Raw genomic sequence first — 16,331 nt, 5'->3', positions numbered from 1 at the left:
CTGGGGAAAGCCCCGCAGGGCCCTAGTCCGCCAGGTTCACCGACCGCGCCGAAGCCGCCCCGATCTCCTCGGACAGCTCCGCCAGGACCGGCTGCGGCACCGTGTCGTCGACGGTGAGGACGGCGAGCGCCTCACCCCCGACATCGGCACGGGCGACCTGCATCCCGGCGATGTTGATCCCTGCCTCGCCGAGCACGCGCCCGACGGTGCCGACGACACCGGGCCGGTCCGCGTACCGGAGGACGACCATGTGGTCGGCGAGCGCGAGATCGACGTCGTAGTCACCGACGGCCACGATCTTCTGGTGGTTCTTGGGCCCGGCGAGCGTGCCGGACACGGCGATCTCCTCGCCGTCGCCGAGGGTGCCGCGCACGGTGACGACGTTGCGGTGGTCGGGCGACTCGGAGGAGGTGGTGAGCCGCACTTCGACGCCGCGCTCCTGGGCGAAGAGGGGGGCGTTGACGTACGACACGGTCTCGTCGACGACGTCCTCGAACACGCCCTTGAGGGCGGAGAGTTCGAGCACCTTGACGTCGTGCTGGGTGATCTCGCCGTACACCTCGACGTCGAGCCGCGCGGCGACCTCGCCCGCGAGGGCGGTGAAGATCCGGCCGAGCTTCTCGGCGAGGGGCAGGCCGGGGCGCACGTCCTCGGCGATGACGCCGCCCTGGACGTTCACGGCGTCGGGCACCAACTCGCCCGCGAGGGCGAGCCGCACGGACTTGGCGACGGAGATGCCCGCCTTCTCCTGGGCCTCGTCGGTGGAGGCGCCGAGGTGCGGGGTGCAGACGACCTGGTCGAGCTCGAAGAGCGGGGAGTCGGTGCACGGCTCCTTGGCGTACACGTCGAGTCCGGCGCCCGCGACGCGGCCCTCCTTGAGGGCGGAGTACAGCGCCTCCTCGTCGACGATGCCGCCGCGCGCGGCGTTGACGATGCGCACGGACGGCTTGACCTTGTGCAGCGCGTCGTCGCCGATGAGGCCGAGGGTCTCGGGGGTCTTCGGCAGGTGCACGGTGATGAAGTCGGAGACTTCGAGGAGCTCGTCGAGGGAGAGGACCTTCACGCCCATCTGGGCGGCGCGGGCGGGCTGCACGTACGGGTCGTAGGCGACGACCTTCATGCCGAAGGCGCTCATGCGCTGGGCGACGAGCGCGCCGATCCGCCCGAGGCCGACGACGCCGAGCGTCTTCTCGGCCAGCTCCACGCCGGTGTACTTGGAGCGCTTCCACTCGCCGTTCTTGAGGGCGGTGTTGGCCTGCGGGATGTTGCGGGCGGTGGCGACGAGCAGACCGCAGGCCAGCTCGGCGGCGGTGACGATGTTCGACGTCGGGGCGTTGACGACCATCACGCCGGCCTTGGTGGCGGCGGAGACGTCGACGTTGTCGAGGCCCACGCCCGCGCGGGCGACGACCTTCAGCTTGGGGGCGGCGGCGATGGCCTCGGCGTCGACCTTGGTCGCGGAGCGGACCAGGACGGCGTCGACGTCGGCGATGGCGGGCAGCAGCTCGGCGCGGTCCGCGCCGTTGCAGTGCCGGATCTCGAAGTCCGGGCCCAGGGCGTCGACGGTCGCGGGCGACAGCTCTTCAGCGATGAGTACGACCGGTTTGCCGTTGGCAGCAGTGCTCACGTGAGTCCTCACTAGTCCAAAGCGGACGGCCGTCCCGACGGCCGCAGGCGGTGGAGGTGGCTACCGCGTGGAAGACGCACGACGCTGTGGGCCTGACGCGAATGTGGTTTGCAGTGTAGTGGCGCGTCCGGGTGCCTTATGCGCCTCACTGGAAGGATCACCCGGACGTGGCTGGACGCGGCGGACAACGTCGGGGCCGGGGCGCTCGCCCCGGCCCCGACGTGCGGCCTACTTGTCCTCGTCCACCCACGACATGAGCTTGCGCAGCTCCTTGCCGGTGGTCTCCAGGAGGTGCTCGGAGTCCTGCGTCTTGTACTCGTTGTACTTCTTCAGACCGCCGTGGTACTCGTCCATCCACTGCTGGGCGAAGGTGCCGTCCTGGATCTCGGCGAGGACCTTCTTCATCTCGGCCTTGGTGGCGTCGGTGATGATGCGCGGGCCGGTGACGTAGTCGCCCCACTCGGCGGTCTCGGAGACCGACCAGCGCATCTTCTCCAGGCCGCCCTCGTACATCAGGTCGACGATGAGCTTCAGCTCGTGCAGGCACTCGAAGTAGGCGATCTCCGGCTGGTAGCCCGCCTCGACGAGGGTCTCGAAGCCGGCCTTGACCAGCGCGGCCGTACCGCCGCAGAGGACGGCCTGCTCGCCGAAGAGGTCGGTCTCGGTCTCCTCGGTGAAGGTCGTCTTGATGACGCCCGCGCGGGTGCCGCCGATGCCCTTGGCGTACGACAGGGCCAGCTCGAAGCCCTTGCCGGTGGCGTCCTGCTCGACCGCCGCGATGCACGGGACGCCGCGGCCCTCCTCGTACTGACGGCGCACCAGGTGACCCGGGCCCTTGGGCGCGACCATGGCGACGTCGACGCCCGCCGGGGGCTTGATGAAGCCGAAGCGGATGTTCAGGCCGTGGCCGAAGAAGAGCGCGTCGCCCTCCTTGAGGTGGTCCTTGATGGACTCCTCGTAGACCTGGGCCTGGATCGGGTCCGGCACCAGGATCATGATGACGTCGGCCTCGGCGGCGGCCTCGGCGGGCGTGACCACGCGCAGGCCCTGCTCCTCGGCCTTCGCCTTGGACTTGGAGCCCTCGTGCAGGCCGACCCGCACGTCCACACCGGAGTCGCGCAGCGAGAGGGCGTGGGCGTGACCCTGGCTGCCGTAACCGATGACCGCGACCTTGCGGCCCTGGATGATGGACAGGTCGGCGTCGGCGTCGTAGAACAGCTCGGCCACTGGATATCTCCTATGTGTGCTGATGTTGCGTCCCACCGTACGGCGGGCTCGGTCAGGAAGGTCGGGGGGTTCCGGAATGCGGAACGTCAGGCGGTGCGGTCGAGCGCGCGCAGGCTGCGGTCGGTGATGGAGCGCGAGCCGCGGCCGATCGCGATGGTGCCGGACTGCACCAGCTCCTTGATGCCGAAGGGTTCCAGCATCTTGAGCATGGCCTCCAGCTTGTCGCTGCTGCCGGTGGCCTCGATGGTGACCGCCTCCGGGGAGACGTCCACGGTCTTGGCGCGGAACAGCTGGACGATCTCGACGATCTGGGAGCGGGTCTCGTTGTCGGCGCGCACCTTGGCGAGGACCAGCTCGCGCTGCACGGCCGCACCCGGCTCGAGTTCGACGATCTTCAGGACGTTGACCAGCTTGTTGAGCTGCTTGGTGACCTGTTCGAGCGGGAGTTCCTCGACATTCACGACGATGGTGATGCGGGAGATGTCAGGGTGCTCGGTGACGCCGACGGCGAGGGAGTCGATGTTGAAGCCGCGGCGGGAGAAGAGGGCGGCGATCCTGGCCAGGATGCCGGGGGTGTTCTCGACGAGGACCGAGAGCGTGTGCTTCGACATGGGGGTCATGGCGGTCATTCCTCTTCCTGCTGCTCTCAGTCGTCTTCGTTGTCGCCGAAGTCGGGGCGCACGCCCCGGGCGGCCATGACCTCGTCGTTGGAGGTGCCTGCGGCGACCATCGGCCACACCTGGGCGTCCTCGTGGACGATGAAGTCGATCACGACGGGGCGGTCGTTGATGGAGTTGGCCTCTTCGATGACCTTGTCCAGGTCGGCCGGGTCCTCGCAGCGGATCGCGTGACAGCCCATCGCCTCGGACAGCTTGACGAAGTCCGGGACCCGGGTGCCGGCGCTCGGCTGCTTGCCGTCCGCCTCCGGGCCGCTGTGCAGCACGGTGTTGGAGTAGCGCTGGTTGTAGAACAGCGTCTGCCACTGGCGGACCATGCCGAGGGCGCCGTTGTTGATGATGGCGACCTTGACCGGGATGTTGTTCAGGGCGCAGGTGGTCAGTTCCTGATTGGTCATCTGGAAGCAGCCGTCGCCGTCGATCGCCCAGACCGTGCGGTCGGGCTGTCCCGCCTTCGCGCCCATCGCGGCCGGGACGGCGTAGCCCATGGTCCCGGCGCCGCCGGAGTTGAGCCAGGTCGCGGGCTGCTCGTACTGGATGAAGTGCGCGGCCCACATCTGGTGCTGGCCGACGCCCGCGGCGAAGATCGTGCCCTCCGGGGCCAGCTGGCCGATGCGCTCGATGACCTGCTGCGGCGAGAGCTGACCGTTGTCCGGGTGGTCGTAGCCGAGCGGGTACGTCTCGCGCCAGCGGTTGAGGTCGGTCCACCAGGCGGCATAGTCACCGGTGTGGCCTGCCGTGTGCTCGGCCTGGATGGCCTGCACCAGGTCGGCGATGACCTCGCGGGCGTCGCCGACGATCGGGACGTCCGCGGTGCGGTTCTTGCCGATCTCGGCGGGGTCGATGTCGGCGTGCACGACCTTCGCGTACGGGGCGAAGCTGTCCAGCTTGCCGGTGACGCGGTCGTCGAAGCGGGCTCCGAGGGCGACGATCAGGTCGGCCTTCTGCAGCGCGGTGACGGCGGTGACCGCACCGTGCATGCCCGGCATTCCCACGTGCAGCGGGTGGCTGTCGGGGAACGCGCCGAGCGCCATCAGGGTGGTGGTGACGGGCGCTCCGGTGAGTTCGGCGAGGACCTTCAGCTCGGCGGTGGCACCGGCCTTGATGACGCCGCCGCCGACGTACAGGACGGGGCGCTTGGCGGCGGTGATGAGCTTCGCGGCCTCGCGGATCTGCTTGGCGTGCGGCTTGGTCACCGGGCGGTAGCCGGGCAGCTCCTGCTGGGGCGGCCAGGAGAACGTGGTGCGCGCCTGCAGGGCGTCCTTGGCGATGTCGACGAGGACCGGGCCGGGGCGGCCGGTGGCGGCGATGTGGAAGGCCTCCGCGATGGTGCGCGGGATGTCCTCGGCCTTGGTGACCAGGAAGTTGTGCTTGGTGATCGGCATGGTGATGCCGACGATGTCCGCCTCCTGGAAGGCGTCCGTGCCGATCGCCTTGGACGCCACCTGGCCGGTGATCGCGACCAGCGGGACGGAGTCCATGTGGGCGTCCGCGATGGGCGTGACCAGGTTGGTGGCGCCGGGGCCCGACGTCGCCATGCAGACGCCGACCTTGCCGGTGGCCTGCGCGTACCCGGTGGCCGCGTGGCCTGCGCCCTGCTCGTGGCGGACCAGGATGTGGCGCACCCGGGTGGAGTCCATCATCGGGTCGTACGCGGGGAGGATGGCGCCTCCGGGAATGCCGAATACCGTGTCGGCCCCGACTTCCTCGAGTGCACGGATCAGCGACTGCGCGCCCGTGACGTGCTCGACGGCGACGGACTGCGGTCCTGAGGATCGGGGCCGGGGCTGCGGATGGTGGGCCCCGGTGGCCTGCTCGGTCATCGGCATTCTCTTCTCGAAGCTGAGGGTCTTTGCTGAGGATTCTGCGGGGGTGGCGCGGGGTTTTTGCCAGGGTTTGGCAGGTGCCAGTGCAACAAAAAACCCCTCGTGCCGTGAGGCAAGCGAGGGGAGCGCGCCGGGTGCGGTCGCTGGGTGTTTCCGGTGTCCGGACCGGTGCGTCCCAGCTTCAGCCGACGCGCTTTCCAAGTACGAGAATTCGGGTGCGCATGGCTCTGACCCTCCCCCTGGCGCGCCACACCTGTCAAGTAGGTGGGACGGGCGTCTCATTATGTGAGCGCCCATAGGAGGGAGATCCGGCCGCGAGAGCCGCCCCCGCCGCGCCGAAGGGTGTCGTGGGCCCGCCGAAGGGCGTAGGCGAATCGCCGTACGCCGCCGAGGCGGCCTTGAAGGCGGGCGCACCCTCCCCGTAGACAGCGGGCTCGGACGGGCCGCCCACACACACCGGCTCCACGGCGCCGTGCGGCACGGGATACTCCCCCACCGTGAGCGCCCGGCGCAGCCGGTACTCGTCGAGCGGGCCCGAGAACGCCATGCCGTACCCGTGCGTGCAGCCCATCGCGCGCAGGGCGATGACCTGTTCGGGCAGGTCGACGCCTTCGGCGACGGAGCACAGGCCCAGGTCGCCCGCGATCCGCAGCAGCCCCGAGGTGATCTTGTGGAGCCGCGCGGACTCCACGACGCCCTCGACCAGACCGCGGTCCAGTTTCAGTACGTCCACGGGGAGCCTGCGCAGCGCCGTGATCGCCGCGCTGCCGCTGCCGAACCCGTCGAGGGCGACGCGGACGCCGAGGCGGCGCAGGGACGCCAGACGACGCTCCAGGTCGTCCACGGACACCCTCGGGTCGCTGTCGGCCAGCTCGATGACGAGTCCGCCGGAGGGCAGACCGTGCCGGGTGAGCAGCGCCTCGATGGAGCCGAGCGGCATGGAGCGGTCGACCAGGCGGCGGGCGCCGACCCGCACGCAGATGGGCACCGCGTGGCCCGTTCTGCCGCGCTCGGCGGCCTGCTCGACGGCTTCCTCCAGGAGCCAGCGGCCCAGCTCGGCGGCGCGGTCGCCGCCGTCGGCGGTGCGCAGGAACTCGGCCGGCGTGAAGAGGATGCCCTGGGCCGAGCGCCAGCGCGCCTGGGCCGCCACGGAGGTGACCCGGCCGGTCTCCAGGGACACCACGGGCTGGTGCAGGAGCACGAACTCGCCGTCGTGCAGGGCGCTGCGCAGCCGCGTGGCCAGCTCGGCCTTGCGTGCCACGTCGGCCTGCATCTGGGGCGCGTACAGCTCGACGCGGCCCTTGCCCGCCGCCTTCGCGCGGTACATCGCGAGGTCGGCGTTGCGCAGCAACTCGCCCGCGCCGACGCCCGGTTCGGCGAAGGCCACGCCGATGGACGCGGCGACCCGGACGTCGTTGCCGTCGATGTCGTAGGGCTGGGAGAGGCGGATCCGCAGGCGGTCGGCCAGCTCGAAGATGTGCCGCTCGCGGGCGGCCTGGTCGCGGGTGCCGTCGCCGACGATGAGAGCGGCGAACTCGTCCCCGCCGAGCCGGGACGCGGTGTCCGAGGCGCGGACGGCCTCCTGGAGCCGCTGGGCGGACTGCACGAGCAGGGCGTCGCCCGCCTGGTGCCCGATGGTGTCGTTGACGGCCTTGAATCCGTCGAGGTCGATGAAGAGGACCGCGGTGCCCCGGTCGGTCACTCTGCGACCGCCGAGCGCGGCGGCGACTCGGCGGGTGAAGAGTGCCCGGTTGGGCAGGTCGGTGAGTGGGTCGTGCTCGGCGTTGTGCTGCAACTGCGCCTGCAGGCGCACGCGTTCGGTGACGTCACGGCTGTTGAAGATGAGGCCGCCGTGGTGGCGGTTGACGGTGGACTCGACGTTGAGCCAGTCGCCGCAGCCGGACTTGAAGCGGCATTCGATGCGGGTGGTGGGTTCCTCCACGGGGTTGGCGGCGAGGAAGCGGCGCACTTCGTGGACGACGCGGCCGAGGTCCTCGGGGTGGATGAGCGTGGCCAGTTCGGATCCCACGAGGTCGTCGGCCTCGCGGCCGTAGACCCCGGCGGCGGCCGGGCTGACGTAGCGCAGGATGCCGCTGGGCGCGGCGATCATGATGACGTCGCTGGAGCCCTGGACCAGGGACCTGAAGTGGTTCTCCTTCTGGGCCAGTTCCTGGGTGAGCGTGATGTTGTCGAGCAGCATGATGCCCTGGCGCACCACGAGTGCGAGGACGACCGTGCCCGCGGTGAACAGCACGACTTCGTCGACGCTGCGGCCGTTGAGGACGTTGTAGAGGATCCCCAGGGTGCAGACGGCCGCGGCCAGGTAGGGCGTGAGGGCGGCGAGCGATCCGGCGATGGGGCGGGTGGTGGCGTACCGCCCGCGGCCGTCGGGGCGCTCGCCGGGACGGTCGTCGCGGTCGTAGCGCTCGTCGTGCGCCCGGGGGCCGCGGCCGTCGGCACGGGTTCTGCCGTACGCCCGGTACGCCGCGCGCACCGGGCTCTCGTCGGCGCGGGCGGACCCCGAGTCGCCGCGGGTGTGTCCGGACGCCGCCCACGGCGCGTAGGCGAGCAGGAGCGAACCGGCGAACCAGCCCGCGTCGAGGAGCTGACCCGAGCGGTAACTCGCGTGCAGCATCGGCGAGGTGAACAGCGCGTCGCACATCACCGTGAGGGCGAGGGCGCCGATGGCGGTGTTCACGGCGGTGCGGTTCGCCGAGGAGCGCCTGAAGTGCAGCGCGAGGACCATGCTGACGAGCGCGATGTCCAGGAGCGGATACGCGAGCGACAGCGCGGCGTGCGCGACGCTGGGGCCCTCGAACTGCGCGTTGTGCGCGAGGGCGAGGCTCCAGGAGAGCGTGAGCAGGGAGCCGCCGATGAGCCAGGCGTCGAGCGCGAGGCACACCCAGCCGGCCTTCGTGACCGGCCGCTTGGCGAGCACGAGCAGCCCGATGATGGCGGGCGGCGCGAAGCACAGGAAGAACAGGTCGGCGTAGCCAGGGCTGGGCACGGGGCGTTCGAGAACGACCTCGTACCAACCCCAGACGGCGTTGCCGCAGGCTGCCATCGCCGAGGAGAGCGCGAACAGCAGCCAGGCGGGTCGAAAGCGGCTGCGACGGGTCCGGGAGTACCGGAAGCAGGAGACGGCGGCGATGGCGGCGGCGGTGCTGAGCCCGAAGTCGCCCATGACGAGCGCCAGGCGGTCCGATCCCCAGCCGAGCGCGGACCCGGTCGCGTATCCCCCGCAGACCAGCAGCAGGACGACCTGCGAGAGGAGTCCGGAGCCGGGGGCCGGGCGCCGGGTCAGCGGCGCTCCCGGCGGCGGCGCGGGCGGCCCGATCCTGCTCTCCAGGACGGTCGCGGAAGCCGACTGCCCGCTCACCGGCCCGCCCCGCTCCTCGCGGCGACGCCCCGGCCAGGGGCGCCACGTCCACGGACCGGGCCCGGTGCGGGGCCGCGACAGGGCGGACTCACGGTGCGGAGGTCGCTGATCCGCCGCGCGGTGCGGCGTGGCCGCGCGCACGACGGGGTCGTACGCGGCAAGCTGGTGCGGGGTCGGTTCATGCGCGCTGTGCTCGTGCACGACGGGGTCGGACGCGGTGGGCTCGTGCGGGGCGGCCGGGTGCGCGGCGGCCGTGGGCGGCCACAGGCCGGGCACAGGCCACCGGAGCGGCGCAGCAGTCGGTGACGCCGGGTGGCGTCCCGGCGTCTGCGGATCGGTGTGCGCGAGAGTTGTCGGCGGTGGTCCCGCCGCGTCGGATCGTTCGCCCATAGGCCGCACATCGCCCGTCGCCCCCCTCGCAGTCCTGTTGCCACGTCCCCGGCGCCGAATGGTCCACGGCGCATCCCCAGTCGGGACGATACACCAGTCTCGTCACTCAGGGACAGGGTCGCTCTACTCTCCGTGACTGCCAGGGTCAATGCGGACACGCGGCGCACGCGGGCGGGTGCGGAGCGTGCGCGGAACGTTCCCTACCGCTTCCGCGCCCCTTGGCTACGCGGTCGTCAGGACGACGTTGGCGAGCGGCTCCCCGGCGGCGTACCGGTTCAACTGGCCGGACAGCAGGCGCTTGGCGCGGGGCAGGAACGCGGATGTCGGGCCGCCCACGTGCGGGCTGATGAGCACGCCAGGGGCCTGCCACAAGGGGTGACCGGGGGGCAGCGGCTCCGGGTCGGTGACGTCGAGGGCCGCGGTGAGGCGGCCGCTCTCCAGCTCGGCCAGGAGCGCCTTGGTGTCGACGACGGGGCCGCGGGCCACGTTCACCAGGAGCGCGCCGTCCTTCATGTGCGCGAGGAAATCGGCGTTCACCATTCCGCGCGTGGAGTCGGTGAGCGGCGTGGAGAGGATCACGACATCGGCTTCGGGCAGCAGTCGGGGCAGTTCGGAGAGCGGAAGCACAGGACCGCGCGCCGTGGCACGCTCGGAGCGCGCAACGCGCGCCACCCGCGCACACTCGAAGCCCGTGAGCCGGTCCTCGATCGCCGAACCGATCGCTCCGTAGCCCACGATGAGGACGGACTTGTCGGCGAGGGCCGGGTTGAACCCCTGGCGCCACTCCTGTACCCGCTGTCCCTCCACAAAACGCGGAATGCCCCGCAGGGAGGCGAGGGTCAGTGTCAGGGCGAGCTCGGCGGTGCTGGCTTCGTGCACCCCGCGCGCGTTGCACAACTGAACACCCGGAGCGAGCTGTTCGACGGCGGGCAGCACGTGGTCGACGCCCGCGGTCAGGGTCTGGACGACGCGCAGGGACGTCATCCTGGCCAGTGGGCGCGCGCAGACCGCGGGGTCGATCATGTAGGGGACCCCGTAGAAGACACAGTCGGCGGGGTCGGCGGGATAGTCGTCGCCGCCGTCCCAGAATCGGTAGGTGAAGCCCTCGTCCTGGGCGGCCGGCAGACCCTCGATCTCGGACGCTGCCACGGGCAGCCATACGTCGGTCGTCATGCCCAGGAGGCTAATGCGCACAGGCCGCACGCGGCGCGGGTGGGCGCAGAGGTTACGTTGGGGGCCGCCCGGACGAAGATCACCGGACAGGGGAGGGTACGGCCAGGTGGAGCGCAGGACGATCGGCGCGGGGGCGCTCGGGGTGGGCGCCGTCGGACTCGGCTGCATGCCGATGAGCTGGGCCTACACCGGCTCCCGACAGCGCGGTGACGCCTCGATGCGGACGGTGCACGCGGCGCTCGACGAGGGGTCGACTCTCCTCGACACGGCGGACATGTACGGGCCGTTCACCAATGAGCTGTTGATCGGCCGGGTGCTCAAGGAGCGGCGCGCGGAGGCCTTCGTGTCGACGAAGTGCGGGTTGCTCGTCGGCGAGCAGCACATCGTCGCCAACGGTCGCCCCGGCTATGTGAAGCGGGCCTGCGACGCGTCGCTGCGGCGCCTGCAGACGGACACCATCGACCTGTACCAGCTGCACCGCGCCGACCCCGAGGTGCCCGTCGAGGAGACCTGGGGCGCGATGGCCGAGCTGGTGTCGGCCGGGAAGGTGCGCGCGCTCGGGCTGTGTGCGGTGGGCGCCAGGGCGGGCCGTCGCGCGGCGGCGGGCACGGGTCTTCACGACGCCACGATCCGGCAGTTGGAGCGCGTCCAGCAGGTCTTCCCGGTGGCGGCGGTACAGGCCGAGCTCTCGGTGTGGTCGCCGGAGGCGCTGGTGGCGCTGCTGCCGTGGTGCGCGGCGCGCGGTGTGGGGCTGCTCGCGGCGATGCCGCTGGGCAACGGCTTCCTCACCGGCACGCTGACGCCGGGGCAGGGCTTCGAGCCGGACGACCTGCGGGCCCGGCATCCCCGGTTCACCGCCGAGATGATGGCGGCCAACCAGCCGCTGGTGGTGGGCCTGCGCCGGGTGGCGGAACGGTACGGCGCGACGCCCGCGCAGGTGGCGCTGGCGTGGGTGCTCGCACAGGGTCCGCAGGTGGTGCCGATACCGGGCGCGAAGCGGGAGCGCTGGGCGCGGGAGAACGCCGGGGCCGCCGGGGTGGCGCTGACATCCGTGGACCTGGCGGAGCTGGCGGCGCTGCCTCCGGCGCAGGGGTCGTGGGACTGACGTCGGAAATGGCGCGCGGTGGATGGGAACCTGCGGGGCGGCTGCGGTGTATGAACAGTAGAAGCTCCGCGTCGAAGGGATCCTGACCGTGCTGAGTGCTCACCATCCTCGTCGTGCCGCCGCGACGGCCGTGCTGGCCGCCGCCGCGCTCCTGCTGGCGGCCGGGTGCTCGTCGGACGACGACGGCCCTTCGGAGAACAAGAGCGCGGAGTCCGGCTCCGCCGACCCGGGCGCGTCGCCGTCGGGCGACGCCTCCGACGCACCGCCGGAGAAGGGCTCGGCCGAGGTCACCAAGACGCTCGCCACGGGCCTGAAGTCCCCCTGGGGCCTGGCCCCGCTGCCGGGCGGTGACCTCCTTGTGTCCTCGCGCGACGAGGGCACGATCACCCGAATCGACGGCGAGAGCGGCAAGAAGACCGAGGTCGGCTCGGTGCCCGGCGTCGCCGCGGCGGGCGAGGGCGGCCTGATGGGCCTCGCCCTCTCCCCGACGTACGCGTCCGACCACCAGGTGTACGCCTACTTCACCACCGAGTCGGACAACCGCATCGCCCGCATGCTGTACGACGAGAAGAAGCCGTCCGGCCAGCAACTGGGCGCCCCCGACACGGTGTTCAAGGACATCCCGAAGGGCGTGATCCACAACGGCGGGCGGATCGCCTTCGGCCCGGACAAGATGTTGTACGCGGGCACGGGCGAGACCGGTGAGACGGATCTGGCGCAGGACAAGAAGTCCCTCGGCGGCAAGATCCTGCGCCTGACCCCGGACGGCGCCCCGGCCCCGGGCAACCCCTTCGACGGCTCCCCCGTGTATTCGTACGGCCACCGGAACGTCCAGGGCCTGGACTGGGACGAGGACAAGCGCCTGTGGGCCTCGGAGTTCGGCCAGGACACCTGGGACGAGCTGAACGAGATCAAGGCCGGCGACAACTACGGCTGGCCGGAGGTCGAGGGCAAGGGCGACTCCGATGACGCCTTCCACGCGCCCGTCGCCCAGTGGAAGACGTCCGAGGCCTCGCCGAGCGGCGTTGCCTACGCGAAGGGCTCGGTCTGGATGGCGGGCCTGCGCGGCCAGCGGCTGTGGCGGATCCCGGTGCGGGGCGTGGCCGGGGAGCCGAAGACGGAGGCGTTCCTCAAGGAGGAGTACGGACGGTTGCGCACGGTGGTCGCGGCGGGCGGCGACAAGCTGTGGCTGGTGACCAGCGAGACCGACTCCCGGGGGACCCCGGGGAAGGAGGACGACAGGATTCTGGAGGTGCGCGTGAAGTGAGGCGCCGGTGAAGCGGCGGGCGAAGGAGTCCGGCGTCCACGGAACCCAGCGTCAGCGGCCGGGCCTCAGGCCTCAGACCCACCCTCAGGATCCGCGCGGTCGGCGCTGTCCCCGGGAGCCTGCTGCGGCACCCGCACCACGACCTTGCCGGAGGACAGGTCTATCGGGCCGCGGCCGGGGTCACCGTCGTCCACGTCGACCCGCGTCAGCTCCAAGCGTTTGTTCTCGTCGTCCGTGTGCTTGCGCCCCGGGGCGAAGAGCTGCTCGAACACGTTGAACACTGCGCCTCCAAGGCCGGACGGTGGTCCTGCCCTTCCCAGCGTAAGCGACGCCGCCGGAAACGAGCCGGGACGGGCGCCCCGCCAGGGGCGCGGGGAGCCGTGCGCCCCTGGGGCCTGTCCGACCCATCGGCCAGGCCCTAGGGGGCGCGCACCACGGCGTCGGCCGCCTGCGGTCCGTCGCCGGGGAAGAGCTGCAGGCGGTGGGCGAGGGCCGCTGCCTCGCCGCGGCCCGCGACGCCGAGCTTGCCGAGGATGTTGGAGACGTGCACGCTCGCCGTCTTCGGGGAGATGAACAGTTCCTCGGCGATCTGGCGGTTGGTGCGGCCGGCGGTGACCAGGCGCAGGACGTCCCGTTCGCGGGAGGTCAGGCCGAGGGCGTCGGCGGGGTCGGCGGGTGCGGTCGGGGGCGCGCCGGTGAGGGAGAGCCGGGTGCGCTGGGCGAGCCGCTCGACGCTCTCGGCGAGGGGGCGGGCGCCCAGGTGCTCGGCGACGGCTCCGGCCTGGCGGAGGAGTTCGGCGGCGCGGTCCCGGTCGGCGTCACCGGATCCGCCTCCCGATCCTGCTCCGGATCCCGCTCCGGACCCGCCTCCGGGCGTGAGCAGGGCGGCGGCGAGCCGGTGCCGGACGCGGGCGAGGTCGTAGGGCCGCTCCAGCGGGCCGGCGGCGGTGAGGGCGGCCAGCCAGTCCTCGGGGGTGGCGCGGCCTTCGGCGCGCAGGAGTTCGGCGCGGACCCAGAGTTCGTACGCGTGCCAGACCGGGGCGGTCGCGGGCAGGGCCTTGGCGGTGGTGCGGATGAGGTGGAGGGTGTCGGCGCGGCCGGGGGCGGCGATGGGCAGGCCGCGGGCGTCGGCCTCGGCGGTGGCGGCGGCGAGGAGCAGCGGCCAGCCGTAGCGCTGGGTGCCGGGCGGGAAGCCCTCGGCGACGGCGCGGTCGAGTTCGGTGCGGGCGTCGAGGAGGCGGCCCTCGCCCGCGGCGACGCCGATGGCGACGCGGTGCAGCGGCAGGGAGTTCTGCGGCATCGGGTCATGGGTGCCGAAGTGCTCGCGGGCCTGGGCGAGTTGGTGGGCGGCCTCGGCGATGTCACCGCGGGCGAGCGCGAGGTGGGCCAGGCGCAGGGAGGCGCCGCCGCGCGGCTTGGCGCTGAGGCCCGCGCGGCGGGCCGCTTCGACGGCTTCCGTCCAGCGGCCGAGGGCGTACAGCGCCTCGGCCTTGTTGGCCCACATCCAGGGCTCGGATTCGAGGAGGCCGTAGCGCTGGGCGAGGCGGATGCCCTCGTCGAGGAGTTCGGCGGCCTCACGGGAGCGGCCGATGCCTTCGAGGACGGACGGCAGGTTGATGAAGGTGCGGCCGATCGGGCCGACGCTGCCGCCGGCGAGGACCTGCTCGCGCACGGCGAACATCTCGGCGAGCCCGGCGTCGATGTCGCCCGCGTCGACCATCAGGCCGCCGAGGGTGAGGCGGGCGGACAGCTCGATGTCGCGGGCGCCGACCATGCGGGCGTACTCCACGGCCTGTTCGGCGGCGGCGAAGGCCTCCGGGCCCGGCTCGTGGAGCATCAGCCACCCGGCGACCATGGTGAGCACCTCGGCGTGCACGACCGACGGCGGCAGGCCGCGGACGAGGTCCTGCGCGGTGGCGAGCTCCTTCCAGCCGTCGCCGCGGGCGAGGGTCTGCACGAGCCGGGAGCGCTGCACCCAGAACCAGGCGGCGCGCAGCGCGTCGGGCTCGTCGTCCAGGAGCCGCAGGGCCCGCTTGGTGATCTTCAGGGCGCGTTCGCGCTCACCGCACAGGCGGCCCGCGACGGCGGCCTCGGCCATCAGGTCCAGATAGCGCAGCGGGGTGGTCTCGGGGTCGCAGCCGCAGGGCGGGTAGACCTCGGTGTAGTCGACGGGGCGCAGTTGGACGCGGACGTCGTCGGGGGCGGCGTCCCACAGTTCCATCGCCCGCTCCAGGAGCCGCAGTTGCTCGGCGTAGGCGTGTCTGCAGCGGGCCTCGACGGAGGCGTTGAGGACGGCGGGCAGGGCCTTGGCGGCGTCGTGGGCGTGGTACCAGTAGCTGGCGAGGCGGGTGGTGCGCTGGTCGGGGGCGACGAGCGCGGGGTCGGCCTCCAGGGTGGTGGCGAAGCGGCGGTTGATGCGGGAGCGCTCGCCGGGCAGCAGGTCGTCGCCGACGGCCTCGCGGACCAGGGAGTGCCGGAAGCGGTAGCCGTCGCCGCCGGGCGAGGCGATGAGGATGTTGGCGCCGACGGCGGCGCGCAGGGCGTCGATCAGGTCGTCCTCGGCGAGGCCGCTGACCTCGGCGAGCAGGTCGTACTCGACGGTGGAGCCGCCCTCGGCGACGATCCGCGCCACCCGCTGGGCGTCCTCGGGCAGGTCCTCGACGCGGACGAGCAGCAGGTCGCGCAGCGAGTCGGTGAGGGCGGCGCAGCTGCCGCCGTGGGAGGCGACGGCGAGTTCCTCGACGAAGAAGGCGTTGCCGTCGGAGCGCGCGAAGACGTCGTCGACCAGCTTCGGCGCGGGCTCGGCGCCGAGGATCCCGGCCATCTGGCACCCGACCTCGTCACGGGTGAAGCGGGCCACCTCGACGCGCCGGACCGTGCGCAGGCGGTCGAGTTCGGCGAGCAGGGGGCGCAGCGGGTGGCGGCGGTGGATGTCGTCGGCGCGGTAGGTGGCGAGGACGACGAGGCGGCCGCGGCGCAGCGTGCGGAAGAGGTACGACAGGAGGTGGCGGGTGGAGGCGTCGGCCCAGTGCAGGTCTTCGAGGACGAGGACGACGGTCTGCTCGGCGGCGAGGTCTTCAAGGAGGCGTGCGGTCAGCTCGAAGAGCCTGGCGGTGGCCTCTTCGCCGCTGCGCCAGCCGGTGCTGTGGAGCGGGGTCGAGTCGCACAGCTCGGGCAGCAGCCGGGCCAGTTCCTCCTCCTGGCCCGTGGCCGCCGCGGCGAACTCGTCGGGCAGCATGCGGCGCAGGGTGCGCAGGGCGGTGGAGAAGGGGGCGAAGGGCAGTCCGTCGGCGCCGATCTCGACGCAGCCGCCGACGGCGACGACCGCGCCGCGCGCGCAGGCCACGGCGGCGAACTCCTCGAGGAGCCTGGTCTTGCCGACGCCCGCCTCACCGCCGAGCAGCAATGCCTGCGGCTCGCCCGCGGCCGTTTCGGCGGCGCGGGCGAGCGCGTCCTGCAGTGTGCCCAGTTCGTCGGTCCGGCCGACGAAAACCGGGCTGACGGACCTGGTCTCCATGGCGGTGAGCATCGCACAGACCTGCGACTTTGTGGCAGGGCGTTTCCCGGTGGGCGAAACCGGGGCGGCCGGTGGCGGTGCGGCCTCGGAGGCCTCGGGTGGGGTGCCCGGGGTGGGGTTCACCCCGGGCACCGGGTGCGGGG

10 protein-coding genes are annotated in these 16,331 nt (G+C 72.2%); 2 read left to right on the top strand and 8 right to left on the bottom strand.

The genetic code is table 11. The features are described from left to right. Positions 1 to 22: 22 nt before the first annotated feature. From serA to ACFVHO_RS04930, 6 genes are all read right to left on the bottom strand, one after another. Positions 23 to 1,627: a phosphoglycerate dehydrogenase gene (gene serA / locus ACFVHO_RS04955; RefSeq protein WP_385710300.1), complete on the bottom strand. Its 1,605-nt coding sequence runs from the start codon at positions 1,625 to 1,627 to the stop codon at positions 23 to 25. 228 nt (positions 1,628 to 1,855) lie between these two features. After that, positions 1,856 to 2,854, bottom strand: coding sequence for a ketol-acid reductoisomerase (gene ilvC, locus ACFVHO_RS04950; RefSeq protein ID WP_385710297.1), 999 nt, complete (start codon positions 2,852 to 2,854; stop codon positions 1,856 to 1,858). Positions 2,855 to 2,940: 86 nt separating this feature from the next. After that, positions 2,941 to 3,465, bottom strand: a complete 525-nt coding sequence (gene ilvN, locus ACFVHO_RS04945) for an acetolactate synthase small subunit (protein WP_385710619.1) — start codon at positions 3,463 to 3,465, stop codon at positions 2,941 to 2,943. Positions 3,466 to 3,500: 35 nt separating this feature from the next. After that, positions 3,501 to 5,360 (bottom strand): acetolactate synthase large subunit, encoded by a 1,860-nt coding sequence (locus ACFVHO_RS04940; protein WP_385710294.1) that lies wholly within the window; start codon positions 5,358 to 5,360, stop codon positions 3,501 to 3,503. Between the two features lie 253 nt (positions 5,361 to 5,613). Continuing rightward, positions 5,614 to 8,694 (bottom strand): putative bifunctional diguanylate cyclase/phosphodiesterase, encoded by a 3,081-nt coding sequence (locus ACFVHO_RS04935; RefSeq protein ID WP_385710617.1) that lies wholly within the window; start codon positions 8,692 to 8,694, stop codon positions 5,614 to 5,616. 654 nt (positions 8,695 to 9,348) lie between these two features. Beyond that, positions 9,349 to 10,299, bottom strand: a complete 951-nt coding sequence (locus tag ACFVHO_RS04930) for a 2-hydroxyacid dehydrogenase (RefSeq protein WP_385710291.1) — start codon at positions 10,297 to 10,299, stop codon at positions 9,349 to 9,351. Positions 10,300 to 10,405: 106 nt separating this feature from the next. Here ACFVHO_RS04930 and ACFVHO_RS04925 point away from each other — a divergent pair, with 106 nt between their 5' ends. Next, positions 10,406 to 11,404 (top strand): aldo/keto reductase, encoded by a 999-nt coding sequence (locus tag ACFVHO_RS04925; protein WP_385710288.1) that lies wholly within the window; start codon positions 10,406 to 10,408, stop codon positions 11,402 to 11,404. Between the two features lie 88 nt (positions 11,405 to 11,492). Beyond that, positions 11,493 to 12,671 carry a PQQ-dependent sugar dehydrogenase gene (locus ACFVHO_RS04920; protein WP_385710285.1) on the top strand — a complete coding sequence of 393 codons (1,179 nt, stop codon included), beginning with the start codon at positions 11,493 to 11,495 and terminating at the stop codon, positions 12,669 to 12,671. 65 nt (positions 12,672 to 12,736) lie between these two features. Here ACFVHO_RS04920 and ACFVHO_RS04915 read toward each other — a convergent pair whose 3' ends face one another. Continuing rightward, a complete protein-coding gene (locus ACFVHO_RS04915; RefSeq protein WP_385710282.1) occupies positions 12,737 to 12,952 on the bottom strand; it encodes a DUF6191 domain-containing protein in 216 nt (71 codons plus the stop codon). A 137-nt stretch (positions 12,953 to 13,089) separates the two neighbouring features. Beyond that, positions 13,090 to 16,200: an AAA family ATPase gene (locus tag ACFVHO_RS04910; RefSeq protein ID WP_385710279.1), complete on the bottom strand. Its 3,111-nt coding sequence runs from the start codon at positions 16,198 to 16,200 to the stop codon at positions 13,090 to 13,092. Positions 16,201 to 16,331 lie beyond the last annotated feature (131 nt).

The sequence above is a fragment of the Streptomyces sp. NPDC127108 genome (genome assembly GCF_042677545.1).
In the GTDB taxonomy this organism is placed as follows: Bacteria; Actinomycetota; Actinomycetes; order Streptomycetales; family Streptomycetaceae; genus Streptomyces.
The sequence above is the reverse complement of the archived record's forward strand: the minus strand, read 5'-3'. Positions and strand labels throughout refer to the sequence as shown.

Coding starts and splice junctions, on each gene's coding strand:
- ilvN (WP_385710619.1), bottom strand. CDS start 3,465: ATGTCGAAGCACACGCTCTCGGTCCTCGTCGAGAACACCCCCGGCATC.
- ACFVHO_RS04940 (WP_385710294.1), bottom strand. CDS start 5,360: ATGCCGATGACCGAGCAGGCCACCGGGGCCCACCATCCGCAGCCCCGG.
- ACFVHO_RS04930 (WP_385710291.1), bottom strand. CDS start 10,299: ATGACGACCGACGTATGGCTGCCCGTGGCAGCGTCCGAGATCGAGGGT.
- ACFVHO_RS04910 (WP_385710279.1), bottom strand. CDS start 16,200: ATGCTCACCGCCATGGAGACCAGGTCCGTCAGCCCGGTTTTCGTCGGC.